Consider the following 18,680-nt stretch of genomic DNA (forward strand, 5'->3'; position numbering starts at 1 on the left):
TATGTTGACAACCAGTGACGTTAGCTTTGGGTAGTCCCGCTCGAACTCTCGAAGTACTCGTTATAGATTTCGTCGTATGTTCCGTTCTCACGGATGGTTGCGAGCGCATCGTTCACCCGCTTTTTGAGCTTGTCGTCGTTTTTGCGGAAGGCGATACCGTACTCCTCGACGGTGAGGGTGAGATACGGTGGTGCCTGCTTTCCCTGCTCGGCGGCCGCGCCCTTGCCTTCGAGAAAGCGCACCGTCTCGGAGTTCTCACCGACGAACTGGGCGTTGACGGTGTTGTCGTTGAGCACCGCCGCGACCTGATTGTTGGTGAGCGCGCTGAACGCGCCGGGAATCTGGTCGTACGACTGAATCGTCAAATCCCCATTGAACTCCTTTTTCAACTCCTCGGCGGCGGCCTCGCCGGTCGTTCCCTTCTGGACGCCGACGGTTTTGCCCTTCAAATCCTGCTTCGAGGAGATGTCGCTGTTTGCGAGCACGACCACGGTCTGATAGGCCGTGAAGTACGGGTCGGAGAAATCGACCTGCTGTGCACGCTTGTCGTTGATGGTCATCGCGCTCATGATGACCCTGAAGTTGCCGTTGTTGAGCGACGGGATGATGGTGTCGAAGGCGGTCGGCTTGAAATTCGGGGTCATGCCCAACTGCTCGCCGAAGACCGCATCCGCGATACCGACGTCGAACCCGACGAGTTCGTCCTCGTTCGTGCGGTACTCGAACGGTTTGTAGGGGATGTCCGAACCGATGACGATGGTCTGGCCGCCACCACTGCCCGAGCCATCGCCGCCACCGCTTCCGCCGCCTCCACTACCGTTTCCACCACTTCCGTTACCGCCACTACTTCCGCTGCCGCCACCGCCGCCAACACAACCGGCGAGCGACAGTCCTACCACACTCGCGCCGGTTGCTTTCAGATATCCACGCCGCGTCGTCGAACTGTTCGGAGCTATACGACCGGTGTGTAGAATGAGTATTTCAATCTTTCGTCAATCTCGGCCGGTTTGCGTGGCGGCGCGGGGTTTCGGCGACCGGCGCGGTAGTCGCGCGGAAAGTGCAGCATCCGTGCGAACGCAGTGAGCGCGGTTCGCCGCGAACGAGCGGAGCGAGTGAGCGGGAGTTTTCAGTCCACTGGAAGACTCGCTTCGCTCGCCTTCCAAGCTCTGTGGTTCGAAAATCGAAGATTGTCGTCATCACGAAACGGCTTCTTGGCGCGGCGGAGCCGCGCCAACGGTTCGAGGCGGCTCCGCCGCCTCGCTATCGCCGTTTCGAACGACCTCACTTCGCTCAGCAGAACAGGTTTTGCAGGGGGTTCGACCGAGCGTCATCAGAACGCGAAGCGTTCTGATTGGCAGTCAGAAATATTCGATTTCTGACGACACCCGTAGGCGCAAGGAGACCTCCTGTAAAAAGTGGGTGTCAGTCGGCGGTCGTCGCGGTCGCGGTATCGGTGCTCGCGTGACCCTCGTCGGGTGATTCGTAGGCCCAGACGGTGGTCGCCACGAGCGCGGCGAAGATGACGAGCGCGGCGGCGTGGTGGGTGACCTGGACGAGCGCCGTGTAGAGGGTGACGGTGGCCCCGCCGAGCAGTATCTGCACTGGGAGGACGACCAGCGCCACGGCACTGGCGAGACGCGTCCGGCGGCTCCTCCCGCCGCGCCACGCGGCGTAGGTCGTCCCGAGAATCATGAAGCCCGTAATCATCGCCACTAACCTGTGGAACCACTCGATGAAGCTCGGCCAGTTCGCCGGAAACAGCCCGAAGACGCCGCCGTTGCACAGCGGCCAGTTTGCCCCGCAGGACAGGCCCGCGCCCGCGGCGGCGGTGTACACACCGAGAAGGATGAGCGCGAACGTCATCCCGGTGGTGGCGGCGGCGAGGTGGCGGAATCGAACCATCACCGACGGTTGGAGGCGGTGGTACTTACGTCTGTTCGACTCGTCGCGGTCGGGACCGTTTTGGACCGCTCGCCCGATGGATGCCTATGGATGTCGACCCCGAAAAGGTCGCTCGCCTCGATAGCTATCTCGCCGAAACGGACCGTGAGGCGGTCTGGTTCGCCCGCCCGGCGAACTTCGCGTGGCTCACCGGCGCGAGCAACGTCGTCGACCGCGAGGCGGCGGTGGGTGTGGCGGCGGCCGGCTACGACGGCTCCCTGCGAGTACTCACCAGCAATATCGAGGCTCCGCGGTTCGCCGAGGAGGAACTCGACGGCGTCCCCGTCGAGTCGTTTCCGTGGCACGAGCAGACGCTGGCCGAGGCCGTCGCCGAACGCTCGGATACTCCGCTCACCGCCGATTTCGACGTTCCCGGGACCGAGCGCGTTCCGGCCACCCAGCTTCGAACGCCGCTCACCGATGCCGATATCGAACGCTACCGGGAACTCGGCAGCGAGACCGCGACGGTACTCGAAGACGTCTGTCGAACCATTCAAAAATCCGATTCCGAGCGGGCGGTCGCCGCACGCCTTCAAAGGCGGCTGTCCGCCCGCGGCATCGATGTTCCCGTGCTCCTCGTCGGTGGTGAGGAGCGCGCGCCGGCGTATCGACACTTCCCCCCGACCGACGCCGACATCGGCGGCTATGCGTTGGTGTCGGTCACCGCACAGCGCGATGGACTCCACGCGAGCGCGACGCGGACGGTCGCCCTCGACCCGCCCGACTGGCTCGAAGTCCGCCACGAGGCAGCCATGCACGTCGAGGCGACCGCGCTCGTGGCGACGAAACGACTCGCCGGCGAGGGAACCGCCGCCGACGTCTTTCGGGAGATACAGGACGCCTACGCAGCAGTTGGCTATCCCAGCGAATGGGAAAACCACCATCAGGGCGGGGCGACGGGCTTCGCAGGCCGGGAGTGGAAGGCGACGCCGGGAAGCACCGCAGCCCTCGACGTGCCGATGGCGTACGCATGGAACCCGACGATACAGGGCGCGAAAAGCGAGGATACGGTCTTGGTCGACGAGGGATTCGAGACGCTGACGGCGACCGGCGGGTGGCCGACCCGGGAGATCGACGTCGATGGCGAGACGCTCGTCCGCCACGACGTCGGTCCGTAACCCGAATTCGTCGTTCGTCGAATATCGGTTTCGGTTGGTTTTTTATCCCATCAGCCGAGAGGGGTGTCATGGGACTGGACGAGGACTCGCTCGAATACCACCGCGAGGAACCACCCGGCAAGATCGAAATCTCGACGACCAAACCGACCAGCACGCAGCGCGACCTCTCGTTGGCGTACTCTCCGGGAGTGGCCGCACCCTGCAACGAAATCCACGAGAACCCGAACGACGCCTACACCTACACCGCCAAGGGCAACATGGTCGGCGTCGTCTCCAACGGCTCGGCCGTGCTCGGACTCGGCGACATCGGCGCACAGGCCTCAAAACCCGTCATGGAGGGCAAGGGCGTGCTCTTCAAACGCTTCGCCGACATCGACGTCTTCGATATCGAACTCGACGAGGAGGACCCCCAAGAGATAATCCGAACCGTCGAGGCGATGGAGCCGACCTTCGGCGGCATCAACTTGGAGGACATCAAAGCGCCCGAGTGCTTCGAAATCGAGGGGGCGCTTCGGGAATCGCTGTCGATTCCCGTCTTTCACGACGACCAGCACGGCACGGCCATCATCAGCGGGGCCGCCCTGCTGAACGCCGTCGACATCGCCGGGAAGGACCTCGAAGAGTTGGAGATCGTCTTCTCGGGGGCGGGTGCGAGCGCCATCGCCACCGCCAGGTTCTACCTCTCGCTCGGTGCGAAACGCGAGAACATCACGATGTGTGACTCGTCGGGCATCATCACCGACGAGCGCGCAGAGCACGGCGACGTCAACGAGTTCAAGACGGAGTTCGCCCGCGACGTACCCGAGGGAAGTCTGGCCGAGGCGATGGACGGCGCGGACGTCTTCGTCGGGCTGTCGGTCGGTGGCATCGTCAGCGAAGCGATGGTGCGTTCGATGGCCGACAACCCCATCATCTTCGCGATGGCCAACCCGGACCCCGAAATCGCCTATCCCGATGCCAAAGACGCACGCGACGACACGGTGATCATGGCCACCGGCCGGTCGGACTACCCGAACATGGTCAACAACGTGCTGGGCTTCCCGTTCATCTTCCGTGGCGCGCTCGACGTCCGTGCCAGCGAGATCAACGAACAGATGAAGGTCGCCGCCGCCCGCGCGCTCGCCAAACTGGCCCGGAAAGACGTCCCCGATGCCGTCGTCAAAGCCTACGGCGATCAGCCACTCCAGTACGGCCCCGAGTACATCATTCCCAAGCCGGTCGATCCCAGAGTCCTCTTCGAGGTGACGCCCGCGGTGGCCGAGGCAGCCGTCGACAGCGGTGCCGCCCGCACGGAGGTCGACATCGACGAGTACACCGAGGAACTCGAAGCCCGGCTGGGCAAGTCCCGCGAGATGATGCGTGTGGTGTTGAACAAGGCGAAATCCGACCCCAAGCGGCTGGTGCTCGCCGAGGGCGACGACGAGAAGATGATCCGCGCCGCCCACCAAATCGACGAGCAGGGGCTTGCCCATCCCATCCTCATCGGCGACCGCGAACGCATCTGGGAGACGATGGACTCGCTGGGGCTGGATTTCGACCCCGAGATCGTCGACCCCGACGAAGCGAATCTGGAGCCGTACGAGGACCGGATTCACGAACTCCGCAAGCGCAAGGGCATCACGCGCCGGGAGGCCGCGGACTTCGCCCGCGAGGAGAACTACCTCGGCAGCGTGATGGTCGAGATGGGCGACGCCGACGCCATGCTCACCGGCCTGATGCACGACTATCCCTCGGCGCTGCGCCCGCCGCTCCAGATCGTCGGTACCGCCGACGACGCCGACTACGCCGCTGGCGTCTACCTGCTGGCGTTCAAAAACCGCGTCATCTTCTGTGCGGACGCGACCGTCAATCAGGACCCCGACGCGGACGTGCTCGCCGAGACCGCCCGCCACACGGCCGAGTTGGCCCGGCGGTTCAACGTCGAGCCACGCGCCGCCCTGCTGTCGTACTCCGACTTCGGTAGCGTCGACAACGAGGGCACGCGCAAACCCCGCGAGGCCGCCGAAAAACTCCGCGAGGACCCCACCGCCGAGTTCCCGGTCGACGGCGAGATGCAGGCCGACACCGCCGTCGTCGAGGACATCCTGGAGGGAACGTACGGATTTTCGGAGCTTGAGGAACCGGCGAACGTGCTTGTGTTCCCGAACCTCGAAGCGGGGAACATCGGCTACAAACTGCTCCAGCGTCTCGGCGGAGCGGCGGCCATCGGTCCCATGCTGGTGGGCATGGACAAACCGGTCCATGTCCTCCAGCGCGGCGACGAGGTCAAGGACATCGTGAACCTCGCCGGCGTCGCCGTCGTCGACGCCCAAGAGAACGGCGTCGAGGACTGACCGCCGCGGTGGTGTCCGCGCGAGCGGAGCGAGCGCGGTTCACGCGAGCGAACGAAGTGAGCGAGCGGGGTTTTTCATGGACGTGCGTTAGAGCGAGCTCTAACGCAGCCTCTTGGAGAGCTTCGCTCTCCAATGGTCGGCGAATCTCCGATTCGCCTCGACATCAGAAGTCTTCGACTTCTGAGGACGTTTTTGTGAGAGGTTGAGCGAACGAGTGAACCGAGTGAGCGAACCCACCGAAAGTAACAACGTTCAGTCGAGAACGACCAACACGTCGCCCATATCGACCGATTCGCCCTCGGTCGCGGTGACCTCGACGACCTCGCCGCCGCGGGAGGCGACCACGTCGTTTTCCATCTTCATCGCTTCGAGCACACAGAGTACGTCGCCCGCCGCGACCTCGTCGCCTTCGTCAACGTTGACGTTCAGAATCGTGCCCTGCATGTCGGCGGTGACCTGCTCGCCCTCGGCGGTGCTCGTGCTCCCACTGCTGCCGCCGCCGTCGCCCCCACCGCTCGGGCCGGCGGAATTGAGCTGTTGGGTGTTGCCGCCACCGCCACCGCTCGCCGGAATCGGCGGTGCGCCGCGCTCTTCTAAGTTGACCTCGAAGCGCTTGCCGTTGACCTCGACGACGAAATCGCGCTCGGTAACCTCCTCGTCGTCGCTTTCGGACGTGGTTTCGGCCGGTCCCCATTTCTCCTGTGCCTCGTCGATGCGCTCGGGATCGAGTTCCTCGTCGAGGTAGTTCGTGGTGTGCTCGCCGGCGACGAACGCCTCGTCTCCGAGCATCAGCCGATGGAACGGAATCACGGTGGTGATGCCCTCGATACCGAACTCCGCGAGCGCGCGCCGGCTCCGGGCGAGACACTCCTCGCGGTCTTGCCCCCAGACGATGAGCTTCGCTATCATCGAGTCGTAATCGCCACCAATCGAATCGCCCTGCCGGAGCGCGTCGTCGAGGCGCACCCCGATGCCGCCGGGCGGGTCGTAGGTTTCCAACTCGCCCGTCGCGGGCGAAAACTCGTTCGCGGCGTTCTCTGCGTTGATGCGGAACTCCATCGCGTGGCCGTCGAGCACCACGTCGTCCTGAGCGAAGGGCAGCTCCTCGTCCGCAGCCACCCGAATCTGCTGTTTCACGATGTCGATGCCCGTCAATTCCTCCGATACTGTGTGTTCGACCTGAATCCGGGTGTTGACTTCGAGGAAGTAGAAGTCACTGCCCTCACCGAGGAGTCCGTCATCGCTACGCTCGGCGTCCTCGACGAGGAACTCGAAGGTGCCGGCGTTGTAGTAGTCGGCGGCGTCGGCCCCGCGCCGGGCGGCCTCCTGGATTTCGGCGCGCAGGTCGTCCGTGAGCGCCGGACTGGGGCCTTCCTCGATGACTTTCTGGTGGCGGCGCTGGAGCGAACAGTCGCGCTCGCCGATGTGCCGGACGTTGCCGTGATGGTCGGCGATGATCTGGACTTCGATATGTCTGGGGGATTCCAGGTATTTCTCGACGAACACCGAGGAGTTGTCGAAGTACGCCTCGCCCTCGCGCTGGGCACTCTCGAACTGGTCTTCGATTTCTTCCTCGTTCTCGACGACCTTCAGCCCGCGCCCGCCACCGCCGCCTTCGGCCTTGATGGCGACCGGGTAACCCGCTTCCTCGGCGAACTCCCGAATCTCGTCGGCCGACTCGACGGGGTCGTCGGTACCCGGCACTGTGGGCACGTCGGCGGTGGCCATCTCCTTGCGCGCGCTCGTCTTCTCGCCGAGCAGTTCCATCGACTCGCTCGATGGCCCGACCCAGACCATCTCGCTGTCCTCGACGCGGGCGGCGAAGTCGGCGTTTTCGGCCAGAAAGCCATAGCCCGGATGCACGGCGTCCGCGCCGGCCTTCTCGCCTGCTTCGACGATTGCCTCCCCATCAAGATACGAGTCGGCGGCGCGTGCCGGCCCGACGTTGTATGCCTCGTCGGCGTAGCGAGCGTGGCCGGCGTTCTTGTCGGCCTCCGAATAGACGGCCACGGTGTCGACGCCGAGTTCCTCACAGGCGCGCATCACGCGCACGGCGATCTCCCCTCGGTTGGCGACGAGGACCTTCTCGAACATTCCTATCGACCGTTGGAGGACTCGCGTGATAAAACTATGCGGATGCGACTCGACGGCGTGCCGGACCGGTTACAGCCGGTCGGTTCTGCCGGCGGCGCTCCATGGGTCGGTCGGCGCGTCGAGCGGCACGCGGACGGACCGCCGGCCGAGCGCCGCGAGCCGGCCGGCGAAGCGCCAGCGTTCGCCGTCCCACGACGGCTCCTCGATTTCGCCTGCGGCCGCGTGCTCGCGGTCGGCGAGATAGCTCCCCAGTGCGGCGGCGATGGCGGCGGCCTCGTCGCTTTCGGCGTCGTCGGGAATCGCCGCCGCGAGGTCGTCGGCTGTGGGCTGGCCCGACGCCATCAGAGCGGAATGTTCCCGTGTTTGCGCTCGGGCGTGTCCGTTCGCTTGCTCGCTAACATTTCGAGGTCCTCGATGAGCAGCGGTCGCGTCTCCTGCGGTTCGATGACGTCGTCGACGAACCCGCGCTCGGCAGCCGTGTAGGGGTTGGCGAAGGTGTCGCGGTACTCGGAGATGAGTTCCTCGCGGCGCACCTCGGTATCGTCGGCCGCATCGAGCTCGTCGTCGTAGAGGACGTTCACCGCGCCTTGGGGACCCATCACGGCGATCTCGGCCGTGGGCCACGCGTAGTTCACGTCCGCCTCGATGTGTTTCGATGCCATCACGTCGTAGGCCCCGCCGTAGGCCTTGCGGGTGATGACCGTGAGGAGTGGGACGGTGGCCTCGGAGAAGGCATACAGGAGCTTCGCGCCGTGTTTGATGATGCCTCCCTGTTCCTGGTCGGTACCGGGCATGAACCCCGGAACGTCGACGAAGGTGAGAATCGGGATGTTGAACGCATCACAGAAGCGGACGAACCGCGACCCCTTGAGCGAGGCGTCGATGTCGAGCGTGCCGGCGTTCACTCGTGGTTGGTTGGCGACCACGCCGACCGGCCGGCCGTCGAGGCGCGCGAACGCCGTCACGAGATTGCGGGCGTACGAATCCGCGACCGAGAAGAAGGAACTCTCGTCGACGATGCGCTCGATTACCTCGGTGATGTCGTAGGGTTTCTGCGGCGCGTCGGGCACGAGTTCTTTCAACTGGTCGTCCCTGCGCTCGGGGTCGTCCCACGGCTCGACGCGCGGCGGGTCCTCGACGTTGTTTTGCGGGAGATACGAGAGCAGTCGCCGGATGTCGTCGAGTGCCTCCTTCTCGTCTGCCTCGGCGAAGTGTGCGACGCCGCTCTCGCTCGTGTGTGCCGAGGCACCACCCAACTCCTCGAAGGAGACCTCCTCGCCCGTGACGGTCTCGATGACGTCCGGGCCGGTGATGAACATGTGGGAGGTGTCCTCGACCATGAAGATGAAGTCGGTGATGGCGGGCGAGTAGACCGCCCCACCCGCACAGGGACCCATGATGGCCGAAATCTGCGGGACGACGCCGCTGGCCTGCTGGTTGCGGTGGAAGACCTCGGCGTAGCCCGCGAGCGAGTCGATGCCCTCCTGAATGCGCGCACCGGCGGAGTCGTTGAGACCGACGATGGGTGCACCGACCTCCATCGCCTCGTCCATCACCTTGCAGACCTTCTGGGCGAACACCTCGCCCAACGAACCGCCGAAGACGGTGAAGTCGTGGGCGAAGACGAACACCGTGCGGCCGTCGACGTCGCCGTAACCCGTGACGACGCCGTCGCCCGGAACTTTTCGTTCGTCCATGTCGAAGTTCGTGCTCCGGTGGGTTCGGAGCTGGTCGAACTCGTGGAACGTACCGTCGTCGAGGAAGTAGTCGATGCGCTCGCGGGCGGTCAGTTTGCCCTTCTCGTGTTGGGATTCGATGCGCTCCTCGCCACCGCCGAGTTCGGCCGCGCGCTTTCGCTCGCGGAGGTCCTCGATTGGGTCGGTATCGTCAGTCATGGTCCTGCCCCCGAAACCGTGCCATACCCGTCGTCGTCGGGCCGCCGAAAAGGACCTTCCGATGGATGGCCGTCAGCGCAACGGACCGGGGATGATGTAGGAACCGCTGGGCGTGAGGAACAGGTCCTGAAGGTTGAGCGCGACGATGATGACGACCAAGAGGAGAACCACGGTGCGAAGTCCCCAGAGCCACACCGATGCGAGCCATCCCGCCCCCGAGCCTTTCGTGAACTCGTCGATGGCGTCGCGGCCGAGCACCCAGCCGACGAACAACACGACGAATAGTACTGTGACCGGCAGCAGCAGCGCGACCCCGATGCCGTCGAACCACGCAAGCCATGCGGTGTTCCACGCGGAGGGAATCCCGACGACGAAGATCACGACCCCGAGACCGACGGCGGTCGGGACGCGCGAGAACCCGAAACTATCCACGAGGTAGGCAACGACGGCTTCGAGCAGGCTGATCGCCGAGGAGAGCGCTGCGATGAGCACGACGAAGAAGAAGACGACACCGACGACCTGTCCGAGCAGGCCGCCCAGTTCCGCGAGCGCCGTCGGGATGGCGACGAACGTCGCACTGATGCCGCCCGCGCCGGGCTGGAGACCCTGAACGACCAACAGCGGAATCACCACGAGGCCGGCGATGAAGGCGATTGCGAAGTTCGTGACCGCGATGCTGAGTCCGTCGATAGGCAGGCTGTCGTCTTCACCGAGATACGAGGCGTAGGTTATCATTACACTGAAGCCCACCGACAGCGAGAACAGCGCCTGTCCGAAGGCGGCGGGAAGGACGCTACCGGCGTTTGCAATGATGTACCCGAAATCGGGGTTGAGTAGGAAGGCATACCCGTCGCCCGCACCGGGCAGGGTCGCCGCGAAGACGGCGAGACCGACCAACAACACGACGATGGCCGGCACCATGAACTTCGTTGCGAGTTCGATGCCGCGCTCGATGCCGAAGGCGACGATGACGATGGTGACGGCCATGAACACGGCGTGGGACGCGACGGAGGGCACGCCCACTGAGATGCTCCCGAAGTACGTCTCCGGTGTGGCGAGCGCGTTACCGGTGGCGGTGCCGAGGACGTACCGCATCACCCAGCCGCCGACGACACTGTAGTACGAGAGCGTCCAAAAGGAGGCGAACACGCCGATTGCGCCGACGAACCGCCAGCCCGGCCGCCCGAGCTTGCGGAATGCGCCGATGGCATCCGTGTTCGACCGCCGCCCGATGACGAACTCCGCGAGCAGCGCCGGAATCCCGATGATCAACACGGCGAGCAACGTAACGATGACGAACGCCGCCCCGCCGTTCGCGGAGGTGGCGAACGGAAAGCGCCAGATGTTGCCCAATCCCACCGCACTGCCGACCGCCGCGAGGATGAATCCGAGCCTCGTCGTCCACGTTTCGCGTTCTGCCATGACTGACGGGGTTTCGCCCCCGGTAAAAGTCTTTGCGAAACACTCGCCTGTGACCGATTCCCCTCTCAGGCCTCGCCGTAGACCGGCACGGCCGCCCCGCTCGTGACACCGGCGGCGTCGCTACAGAGAAAGCACACAACCGGGGCGATCTCTTCGGGCGTCGGCCAGTTCTCGGGGTCGCTCGACAGCATTTCACGGTTCGCGGGCGTATCGATGGTCTTCGGCATGACGGCGTTCGCACGCAGCTCGCCCCGATTTTCCTCGGCGATGGTCTCGGTCAGCAGTCGAACGCCGGCTTTCGACGCCCGATAGGGTCCGTCGCCCTCGCCGCCCTCCAAGGAGGACTTCGCCGATACCGAGACGACCGCCCCATCCGATTCGCGGAGGTGGGGAATCGCGTGTTTCGAGGCGAGGAACATGGTCTTCAAGTTGACGTCGAACACCATATCGAACTCGTCGCTATCGGTCTCGTCTATCGGCTGGCCGCCCTGCCACGTGCCCGCGATGTTGCAGAGCGCGTCGAGGCGACCCTCAGTCTCGACGACCTCGCCCACGACGTGCTCGACATCACTTTCGTCGGTGAGGTCGGCCTCGTGGAAGGCGGAATACGAGTCGAGCAGCGAGTTCTCGTCGTCGGGCGTCACGAGGTCGGTCGCGTGGACGGTCGCACCCGCGCCCTCGAAGGCCTCGCAGATACCGCTGCCGAGCGCGCCGCTCGCACCGGTGACGAGGATGACATTGCCGTCGAAATCGAAGTCGGTCGGCATGGCTCGATGGATGGTCGGCGAGCGGAATAAACCTAGGCCACGGGCCGGGCCGGACCCTATTCGGCGTGCGGTCGAAAGCGGCGCAGTTTTACGGCTGTACGCCCGATTGTCTGCAATGTTGTCCTCCGCCGAGATACTCCTGTATCTCATCCTCGGGTCGGCAGTGCTGTTGACGGGAAAGCTCGCCATCGACGGCGTCTATCCGCTCGCGGCCGGTCTCGCGCTCGCGCTGGCCGGCTACGGCTATCTCGTTCGGTGGGGTGGTCGCCCAATCGAGAAACGGCTGTTCTCGCCGCCCCGTCCCTGACCGCCCGCACCGTCGAACGGCCACGACGGGCGGAGCCGCGACCGAACCACCGCGAACGCGACGACCAGCGCCCGAAACGATTTGTCGGTCCGCGAGAGAACCAGTCCATGAGCGACGGGAATTCTTGCCGAGTCGATGGCTCCGCCGAGGAACGTCATACGGAACCGACGCCGGACGAATCGGTTTCGCCGGACGATGTGGGACCGACCGCGGTGGGTGACGACCGGAAGAAGCATGTCAGCGTCCGTACGCGGACGAACGACCACCACGACCACGGCGACGTCTACCTCAAACACTCCTCGGCGGCGTTTTTCGTTTCCCCGGAGCCGTCCTTTCCCGACGGGGCAACGACGCGCTACGCCAAGGGCGACCTCAGCCGCGTCGAAGTGACCCAACACCACTCGATGTGCTTTATTACTACTGCGACCGCCGGCGACGGTCCCGCACTCGACGCGCTTCGGGGGTTCCGAGACGACGCGCTCGCGCGGTCCGGGCCGGGCCGAGCGCTCGTCGCGACCTACGACAGTGTGAGCCCGCCAATCGCGGCCACGCTCTCGCGCCATCCCGAGGCGACGACGACGCAAGTGGTTCGCTGGCTGGTCCGTCGGTGTGGCGCGCTCGCCCGCCGACGAACCCACGCCGCACCCGCCGTGCGGGCCGCTCTCACCGGACTGCTGGTCGTGCTGTACGTCGTCGGGGTCGTGTGTGCCGCGCTCGGCCACCTCGCCATCCGGTATCGAGAGCGCTCAGGAGAAAAACCGTCTGACGTTCTCGACGGGTGAAAACCCTACACCAGCGACCGTCTCGACGATGAAACCGTGTTCGTCGGCGCACGTCTCGATGTCAGCCGCGAGTTCGTCCACAGTCTGCTCGCCGTGGATGCGGTAGGCGTACGAACGTTCGTCGGTCGAGACGGTGAGTTTCGGCCGACCGAGTCGACCACCGTCGTGGACGCGAACCCGCTCGACCGTCTCGTAGGCGAGCCACGTGACCGAATCCGCCTGGAGGAGCACCTCGTCGAGACCGTGGTGGTCGTAGATCGCCTGCATGCCGCTGGACTCGCGGCGATGTTTTCTCGTTCCGAGACCGAACAGCGGCGTGATGTAGGCGTACTCGGCGATATGCAGCCCATCGTCGGCGAAGAACAGCTCGGCGAGGCGCAGCGGGAACGAACCGGTCATCCCGAAGTGCACATGACTGTGAACCTCGATATCGGTACTCGGGAGGCCCTCGAAGTCCATCTCGTCGAGTTCGTCGACGGTCATGCCTCGCCCTCGTCGAGTCCGCCGCGGTAGCCCATGTAGCCGAAGAAATACGCGCCGGCGATGAACAGCAGCCCCGCGAGCGTGTTGACTTCGAGGGCGACGTAGATGCCGACCGCGATTCCGACAAGGGCGAGTGCGAGCACGAGGCGCATCTTCAACGGGTAGTCCTGTGTCGTTTCGGTTCGGGAATCGGAGAATCCGACGCGGCGCTCGCCGAGGTAGGTGAGCACCATCACCGCGAGCGTCACGACGACCAACACCGTGCGCGCCGTCCCCGAGAGTCCGATACCGAGTGCCCTGAACAGGAGCGGCAGCCCGATGACGAACAGTCCGCCGAAGTACACGAGCAACCGATGGGTGACGAGCAGTCGAAAGAGTGGGTCCAGTCCGCTCGATTCGGTTCGGGTCATGCAGTGCCTACGCGACGAGCGGGAAAAATCCCGGGGTCAGGCGAGGAACCCGGATGCCTCCTCTGCGTCCTCGACGGTACCGCTCGCGGCGCGTTTCGCCCGCGCGGAGCGATACATCGTGTAGATTTGGACGGCGAGGGCGAACACCCAGAGCGCGTAGCCACCGGGGGCGCTGCCCATGACGGCGACGGTCGTGGCGAAGGCATCGAGACCGAAGCGCGTGACGAGCGTTTCACCGATGAGCAGGATGCTGAAGTAGCCGAAGAAGGCCGTCGCCCACCACATGGCGAGGATTCTCGCCCACCCGGGTTGGGTGTGTTCTGGCATTCGGGTCGTGTTGAGGATGATGGTCAAGGCGTTGTACGGCCACATCATCACGCCCGCGGCCGCCGCGCCGATGACGAGGATGATCCACGGCTGGGCGACCTGAAAGCCGATGATGGCCATCCCCCAAAGCGTGAACACCGTGAGCAGCCCGAGGAAGATGTAGCTCATGTCCCAGCCGCGCTGGCGACCGATCTTCTGATAGACGATATCGGAGCTGTTGCGGACGAACACCTCGATTTGGGCGTACTGGGTGCTGAACAGCGCGATGAACAGCAGGGCATAGAGCAGCCACGCGCTGATGCCGCCGCCGAGAGCGGGGATGATGGTATCGAGCCACATCGTCACGCCGCTGCCGCCGAACTCGCCCCCGCCGGCATACTGGGCCGAAATCGACATCACGATTGTCGCGACGACCATCACGCCGACGACGAACGTGAGGAAGTGCTCGCGCTGGGTGACCTTCCACCACGCCCGCCAGCGCTTCATGTTCTTGTCAGTGGGCTCGAAGGTGTAACTGCCGTCCTGGCTCTCCGTCTCGCCGGAGCCACGAAGCGGGTTTTTAATTCTCCCTTGATATGTCCCCATGCCATACCCCTTCTCGCGTGCCCACACGCCCTGTGCGAGGTTGGTGTAGCCGCCGGCACCGGCATAGGCCAGCCCACCGAGGAAGGTGGCGATGTCGAAGTCCGCATCCGACGGGAGCGCACCGAAGTTGACCGCCCCGGCCGGGAGGTTGGCGAACTGGCCGAACGTGTTGAGCGTGAACATGAGCACGACCGCGATGGCGACCGCCAGCAGCATCAGCCCGATCTGGGCGCGCTCGATGACGTTGTAGACGAGCGGCCCGGCCTGATAGGACAGCCAGATGACGGCCATCGAGACGACGCCGATGAGATACCAGTCCGCCCGCGGGACGATGCCGGTCCACGCCGCGAACACCTCCGAACCGGTCGCGGCCCAGCCCGGCCAGCCGATCTGGAAGAAGCCAAACACGAGGAAAAACAGCGGCCAGATGCGATGGAGCCGGTTGAACCCCTGAAAGATGCTTTCGCCCGTGGCAATCGCCCACCGCTGGAGTTCGGTGTTGATGAAGAACTGGGTGATGACGCCGACCCAGAAGGCCCAGTACAGCCCCCAGCTCCCCTCGGCGACGATTGTCGGCCAGAACATCGTCTCGCCGCTACCGAGCGACGCACCGAGCATGATGGCGCTCGGGCCGACGATATGGGAGACCTTCGGGACTTTCGGGAGGTCGGCGATGCGGAAGCCACCCTGCCCATCGGATTTGGGATAGTCGTTCGTCGCCGGAGCCTCGTTCAACGAGTCGTCGTCGAGCGGCTCATAGACCGAATCACGATACTCCCTGCCCTCAGCTTCCGAGGTGTAGACGTCCCCGTCGGCGACGCCGCCATCGGTTTCGGGCTCCACCGTCGGTTCGTCCTCCTCGTCAGTCATTCGTCCCTCCGCTGGTGAACGGTCGTTTCGCACACCGGAGTAGCAGTATTTGCCGCATGGTACTAGTCAACAGGAAACTCGACGTCCCAAAAACGTTCCGGAAACTGTGTATTTTACTATATGAATCGGTCCCTCGACACCGCGCTCAGCCCGCGAGCGCGTCGGCGACCTTCTCGATTGGGTGGGGTGGCTCCCGTCCCTCGTGTTCGCCGAGTTGGCTCCGGCAGGACGCTCCCGGCGCGACCACCCGCTCGCCGTCACTTTCGTCGACCTGTTCGTAGAGCACGTCGGCGATGGCGCGGCTCATCGAGAGATGCTCCGCTTCGTAGCCGAAGGAACCGGCCATGCCACAACAGCCCGAATCGAGCGCGTCCACCGCATAGCCCGCCCGCCGGAGCACACCAACGGCGTGGTGGTCCTTTTTCGTGGCTTTCTGGTGGCAATGACCGTGATAGGTCAGCGACTCGCCCGGTTCATCGAGCGCCATCGCCTCGTCGAGGCGGAAGCGGTCGACGTACTCACAGACGCCATAGGTGTTTCCGGCGACAGTCTCGACATCGTTCGTCCCACCGTCCGTGGCTGGCTGCTCGCCAGTTTCACCGGCGGCGACGGTCCCCGTCGGCTCCCGTTGGGCGGCCGGCAGTAGGTCGGGGTAATCTGATTGCATCATTACAGCATCGGAGGGTTCGACCACGACCACGTCCCAGTTCCGGCGGACCAGCGGCGCGAGCGCGGCGACGTTCTGTTCGGCGGCCGCACGGGCTGTTCCGAGGAACCCCTTCGAGTAGGCCGGCCGGCCGCTGTCCGTGACGCCGAGCGGAAGCCGGACGTGGACGCCGGCGGTTTCGAGCACCGCCACCGCAGCTTTGCCGGCCTCTGGATGGTTGTAGTTCGTGTAGGTGTCCGGAAAGAGCAGGACCTTTCTGCTGGCATCGCTGGCTGGCACCTGCGCGCCGCCGCGCGCCTCGAACCACTCCTCGAAGCTCTCGGCGTGGAACGTCGGCAGCGCCCTGTCCTTGGCGATGCCGACCGCCCGTTCGAGCACGGTGCGCGCGCCCGGCAGTTCCGTCCCCCAGTTCGACAGCGGTGCGAGCCGACTCCCGAGCGCCGAGAGCTCGTCGATGTTCGCAAACAGGCGGTCCCGGAGGCTCGCGCCGTGGCGTTCGTGATATTCGTTCGTGACTTCGGCCTTCATCTTCGCCATGTCGACCTCGCTCGGGCAGTCGTTCGCACAGCCCTTGCAGCCGATACAGAGGTCCATCACCTCGTTCATGAACTCGACGTCGACCGCTTCGCCGTCGCCGGCATCGCCCTCCGGGGGCCGTGCGGCCCGCTCCGGGTTGGCGGCGGTTGCCGCCCCGAGGTCGCCGCTCATCGCGTCACGCAGCAGGTTCGCCCGACCACGAGTGGAGAGGATTTCCTCCTCGGCGGCACGGTAGGTCGGACACATCGTCCCGCCAGTCGTCGATTGATGGCCACGACAGCCGCCACAGCCGTGACAGAGTTCGGCCATCCCCTGGAAGCCGTTCTCGTTGTCCCAGCGGAGGTCGGTCTCGAAGCCCGCATCGAACTCGTAATCACCGTCGAAGCGGAGGTCCTCGGTGGGGCTTGGCGCGTCGCTGTCGGCACCGTCGGGTAGCCCACAGACCTGTCCCGGGTTGAGGAGCCAGTCGGGGTCGAAGGCGCTCTTCAACTCGCGGAAGACGTTCCAGAGACCCTCGCCGTAGAGCTTCCGGTTCCATTTTGTGCGCGCGTGGCCGTCGCCGTGCTCGCCAGAGACCGACCCGCCGTATTCGACCACCAAATCCGTCACGGCGTCGGCGATGGCATCCATTCGTTCACGACCCTCGATAGTTTTGGTATTGATGAGCGGTCGGACGTGGAGCACGCCGGGACCGGCGTGGGCGTAGAAACTCGCAAAGGTGCCCTGCTCGTCGAGGACCTCCTGAAAGTCGGCGACGTACTCCGGCAGGTGTGCGGCCGGGATGGCACAGTCCTCGATGAAGGAGATGTGTTTTTCGTCTGTGGTGCGCGAGAGCAAAATGGGTAGCCCGGATTTGCGCATCTTCCAGAACTGTGCGCGGGTGTCGGCGTCGTGGGCCTCCATCGCCGCGCTCGCGTACCGTCGTTTTTCCGTCAGTTCGTGCGCGCCGTCACTCGGCGCGACAACTGAGTCGCCGCCCACGCGGTCGGCGATGAGGTCCGCGACCCGCTGTTTGCCCTCCTCGTTCGAGTCGGCGTAGAACTCCACCAGAAGGACCGAATCGGTTTCCTCCGGTAGCATCCCCACCACGTCGGCGAACTCGCTGGTGTCCCGTGCGAGGTCCAATAGTACGGAGTCCATCACCTCGACAGCAGCGGGGTCGTGGTCGAGTATCGGTTCGACGTCCTCCATCGCGTCACCCAGCGAGTCGTAGGTCAGTAGTCCGATGGCCTTCGTCTCGGGAACGGGTTCGAGCGAGACGGTCGCCTCGGTGACGATAGCGAGCGTGCCCTCGCTTCCCGCCATCAATCGCCCGAGATTCACCGTTCCCTCGTGGGAATCTTCGACGAGTATATCGAGGTCGTAGCCCGAGACGTTGCGCTTCAAATCGGGATAGGCTTCCTCGATTGCTTCAGCTTCCTCGTCGATGAGGCGGGCGACGGCAGCGTGAATCCGGGCTTCGAGGTCGCCATCCGAATCGGCGCGCTCGCGGAGCTCTTCGACTGTGAGCTCGCCGAACTCCGTCACGGTGCCGTCGGCGAGCACGACCTCACAGGACTCGATGTAGGCGTCGGTCTTTCCATACTTGAGCGAGTGTGCTCCGGTACTGTTGTTGCCGATGGCCCCACCCAGTGCGCTCTTGTCGCCCCACGCCGGGTCGGGGGCGAACTTCAGCCCATGGGGTTCGAGCGCCTCGTCGATATCGCCGAGGTAGATACCCGGGTGGGCGGTGGCCGTCCGCGCCGCGAGGTCCACGTCGAGCAACTCGTCCATGTTCCGGGTGAAATCCAATACGACGGCCTCGTTGACGGCCTGTCCGGCGAGGCTCGTCCCGCCACCGCGCGGGAGCACCGCAATCCCTTCGTCGGCACAGTAGTCGACGACGGCGGCGACGTCGGCGGTCGATTCCGGAAACACGACGCCGATGGGCGTCATCTCGTAGGCGCTCGCGTCGGTCGCGTAGAGACTGCGCGAATACTCGTCGAAGCGAACGTCGCCGGCGACGCGCGTTTCGAGGTCGTCGAGGAGGTCGGGACGGGTGACCTCGCCGCCGCGATAGTCGTAGTTCGCGTCGCCTGCTGCGGGGTCGTCGGCCGGCAGCGTTGCGAAGTCGGATGTCACGGTTGCGCACGGTTCGACCGG

At 64.9% G+C, this 18,680-nt stretch carries 15 protein-coding genes; 4 read left to right on the plus strand and 11 right to left on the minus strand.

Features of this window, described 5'->3' with window-relative positions; translation table 11 throughout:
* Positions 1 to 20: 20 nt before the first annotated feature.
* Both ACQUQO_RS00140 and ACQUQO_RS00145 read right to left on the minus strand, forming a co-directional pair.
* Positions 21 to 758 (minus strand): basic amino acid ABC transporter substrate-binding protein, encoded by a 738-nt coding sequence (locus ACQUQO_RS00140; protein ID WP_435076203.1) that lies wholly within the window; start codon positions 756 to 758, stop codon positions 21 to 23.
* 664 nt (positions 759 to 1,422) lie between these two features.
* Positions 1,423 to 1,902, minus strand: coding sequence for a COX15/CtaA family protein (locus ACQUQO_RS00145; protein WP_435075907.1), 480 nt, complete (start codon positions 1,900 to 1,902; stop codon positions 1,423 to 1,425).
* A gap of 86 nt (positions 1,903 to 1,988) precedes the next feature.
* On the opposite strand from ACQUQO_RS00145, the gene ACQUQO_RS00150 reads away from it, so the two are divergent.
* Together ACQUQO_RS00150 and ACQUQO_RS00155 are read left to right on the plus strand one after the other, a co-directional pair.
* Complete coding sequence (locus tag ACQUQO_RS00150) at positions 1,989 to 3,059, plus strand: M24 family metallopeptidase (RefSeq protein WP_435075908.1); 1,071 nt, start codon at positions 1,989 to 1,991, stop codon at positions 3,057 to 3,059.
* Between the two features lie 68 nt (positions 3,060 to 3,127).
* Positions 3,128 to 5,392: an NADP-dependent malic enzyme gene (locus ACQUQO_RS00155; protein WP_435075909.1), complete on the plus strand. Its 2,265-nt coding sequence runs from the start codon at positions 3,128 to 3,130 to the stop codon at positions 5,390 to 5,392.
* Between the two features lie 252 nt (positions 5,393 to 5,644).
* On the opposite strand, the gene ACQUQO_RS00160 is transcribed toward ACQUQO_RS00155, so the two are convergent.
* From ACQUQO_RS00160 to ACQUQO_RS00180, 5 genes are all read right to left on the minus strand, one after another.
* Positions 5,645 to 7,486, minus strand: a complete 1,842-nt coding sequence (locus tag ACQUQO_RS00160; protein ID WP_435075910.1) for an acetyl-CoA carboxylase biotin carboxylase subunit — start codon at positions 7,484 to 7,486, stop codon at positions 5,645 to 5,647.
* Positions 7,487 to 7,555: 69 nt separating this feature from the next.
* On the minus strand, positions 7,556 to 7,828 hold the full coding sequence (locus tag ACQUQO_RS00165; RefSeq protein WP_435075911.1) for an acc operon protein: 273 nt from the start codon (positions 7,826 to 7,828) through the stop codon (positions 7,556 to 7,558).
* Positions 7,828 to 9,381, minus strand: a complete 1,554-nt coding sequence (locus ACQUQO_RS00170; RefSeq protein ID WP_435075912.1) for an acyl-CoA carboxylase subunit beta — start codon at positions 9,379 to 9,381, stop codon at positions 7,828 to 7,830. Before ACQUQO_RS00170 ends, ACQUQO_RS00165 begins: the two co-directional genes overlap by 1 nt.
* Before the next feature lie 72 nt (positions 9,382 to 9,453).
* The gene (locus ACQUQO_RS00175) at positions 9,454 to 10,803 is read right to left on the minus strand and encodes a sodium-dependent transporter (RefSeq protein ID WP_435075913.1); all 1,350 of its coding nucleotides are present in this window, start codon (positions 10,801 to 10,803) and stop codon (positions 9,454 to 9,456) included.
* 65 nt (positions 10,804 to 10,868) lie between these two features.
* Complete coding sequence (locus ACQUQO_RS00180; protein ID WP_435075914.1) at positions 10,869 to 11,570, minus strand: SDR family oxidoreductase; 702 nt, start codon at positions 11,568 to 11,570, stop codon at positions 10,869 to 10,871.
* Positions 11,571 to 11,685: 115 nt separating this feature from the next.
* Here ACQUQO_RS00180 and ACQUQO_RS00185 point away from each other — a divergent pair, with 115 nt between their 5' ends.
* Both ACQUQO_RS00185 and ACQUQO_RS00190 read left to right on the plus strand, forming a co-directional pair.
* The gene (locus tag ACQUQO_RS00185) at positions 11,686 to 11,877 is read left to right on the plus strand and encodes a hypothetical protein (RefSeq protein WP_435075915.1); all 192 of its coding nucleotides are present in this window, start codon (positions 11,686 to 11,688) and stop codon (positions 11,875 to 11,877) included.
* Between the two features lie 107 nt (positions 11,878 to 11,984).
* Complete coding sequence (locus ACQUQO_RS00190; RefSeq protein WP_435075916.1) at positions 11,985 to 12,659, plus strand: CFI-box-CTERM domain-containing protein; 675 nt, start codon at positions 11,985 to 11,987, stop codon at positions 12,657 to 12,659.
* On the opposite strand, the gene ACQUQO_RS00195 is transcribed toward ACQUQO_RS00190, so the two are convergent.
* The 4 genes from ACQUQO_RS00195 to ACQUQO_RS00210 all read right to left on the minus strand — a co-directional run bounded on the left by ACQUQO_RS00195 (position 12,624) and on the right by ACQUQO_RS00210 (position 18,659).
* Entirely contained in the window at positions 12,624 to 13,142 is a 519-nt protein-coding gene (locus tag ACQUQO_RS00195; protein ID WP_435075917.1) for a hypothetical protein, read from the minus strand. The genes ACQUQO_RS00190 and ACQUQO_RS00195 overlap by 36 nt on opposite strands.
* A complete protein-coding gene (locus ACQUQO_RS00200) occupies positions 13,139 to 13,552 on the minus strand; it encodes a hypothetical protein (protein WP_435075918.1) in 414 nt (137 codons plus the stop codon). The genes ACQUQO_RS00195 and ACQUQO_RS00200 overlap by 4 nt, the downstream gene beginning before the upstream one ends.
* Positions 13,553 to 13,588: 36 nt before the next feature.
* Positions 13,589 to 15,334, minus strand: a complete 1,746-nt coding sequence (locus tag ACQUQO_RS00205; RefSeq protein WP_435075919.1) for an Nramp family divalent metal transporter — start codon at positions 15,332 to 15,334, stop codon at positions 13,589 to 13,591.
* A gap of 145 nt (positions 15,335 to 15,479) precedes the next feature.
* Positions 15,480 to 18,659, minus strand: coding sequence for an FAD-binding and (Fe-S)-binding domain-containing protein (locus ACQUQO_RS00210; protein ID WP_435075920.1), 3,180 nt, complete (start codon positions 18,657 to 18,659; stop codon positions 15,480 to 15,482).
* Between the last annotated feature and the right edge of the window lie 21 nt (positions 18,660 to 18,680).

It is taken from the genome of Halococcus sp. AFM35, from assembly GCF_051195015.1.
In the GTDB taxonomy this organism is placed as follows: Archaea; Halobacteriota; Halobacteria; order Halobacteriales; family Halococcaceae; genus Halococcus.

Excerpts from the sequence above, each read along its gene's own strand:
- ACQUQO_RS00145 (WP_435075907.1), bottom strand. The coding sequence starts at position 1,902 with ATGGTTCGATTCCGCCACCTCGCCGCCGCCACCACCGGGATGACGTTC.
- ACQUQO_RS00150 (WP_435075908.1), top strand. The coding sequence starts at position 1,989 with ATGGATGTCGACCCCGAAAAGGTCGCTCGCCTCGATAGCTATCTCGCC.
- ACQUQO_RS00155 (WP_435075909.1), top strand. The coding sequence starts at position 3,128 with ATGGGACTGGACGAGGACTCGCTCGAATACCACCGCGAGGAACCACCC.
- ACQUQO_RS00160 (WP_435075910.1), bottom strand. The coding sequence starts at position 7,486 with ATGTTCGAGAAGGTCCTCGTCGCCAACCGAGGGGAGATCGCCGTGCGC.
- ACQUQO_RS00165 (WP_435075911.1), bottom strand. The coding sequence starts at position 7,828 with ATGGCGTCGGGCCAGCCCACAGCCGACGACCTCGCGGCGGCGATTCCC.
- ACQUQO_RS00170 (WP_435075912.1), bottom strand. The coding sequence starts at position 9,381 with ATGACTGACGATACCGACCCAATCGAGGACCTCCGCGAGCGAAAGCGC.
- ACQUQO_RS00175 (WP_435075913.1), bottom strand. The coding sequence starts at position 10,803 with ATGGCAGAACGCGAAACGTGGACGACGAGGCTCGGATTCATCCTCGCG.
- ACQUQO_RS00180 (WP_435075914.1), bottom strand. The coding sequence starts at position 11,570 with ATGCCGACCGACTTCGATTTCGACGGCAATGTCATCCTCGTCACCGGT.
- ACQUQO_RS00185 (WP_435075915.1), top strand. The coding sequence starts at position 11,686 with ATGTTGTCCTCCGCCGAGATACTCCTGTATCTCATCCTCGGGTCGGCA.
- ACQUQO_RS00190 (WP_435075916.1), top strand. The coding sequence starts at position 11,985 with ATGAGCGACGGGAATTCTTGCCGAGTCGATGGCTCCGCCGAGGAACGT.
- ACQUQO_RS00195 (WP_435075917.1), bottom strand. The coding sequence starts at position 13,142 with ATGACCGTCGACGAACTCGACGAGATGGACTTCGAGGGCCTCCCGAGT.
- ACQUQO_RS00200 (WP_435075918.1), bottom strand. The coding sequence starts at position 13,552 with ATGACCCGAACCGAATCGAGCGGACTGGACCCACTCTTTCGACTGCTC.
- ACQUQO_RS00205 (WP_435075919.1), bottom strand. The coding sequence starts at position 15,334 with ATGACTGACGAGGAGGACGAACCGACGGTGGAGCCCGAAACCGATGGC.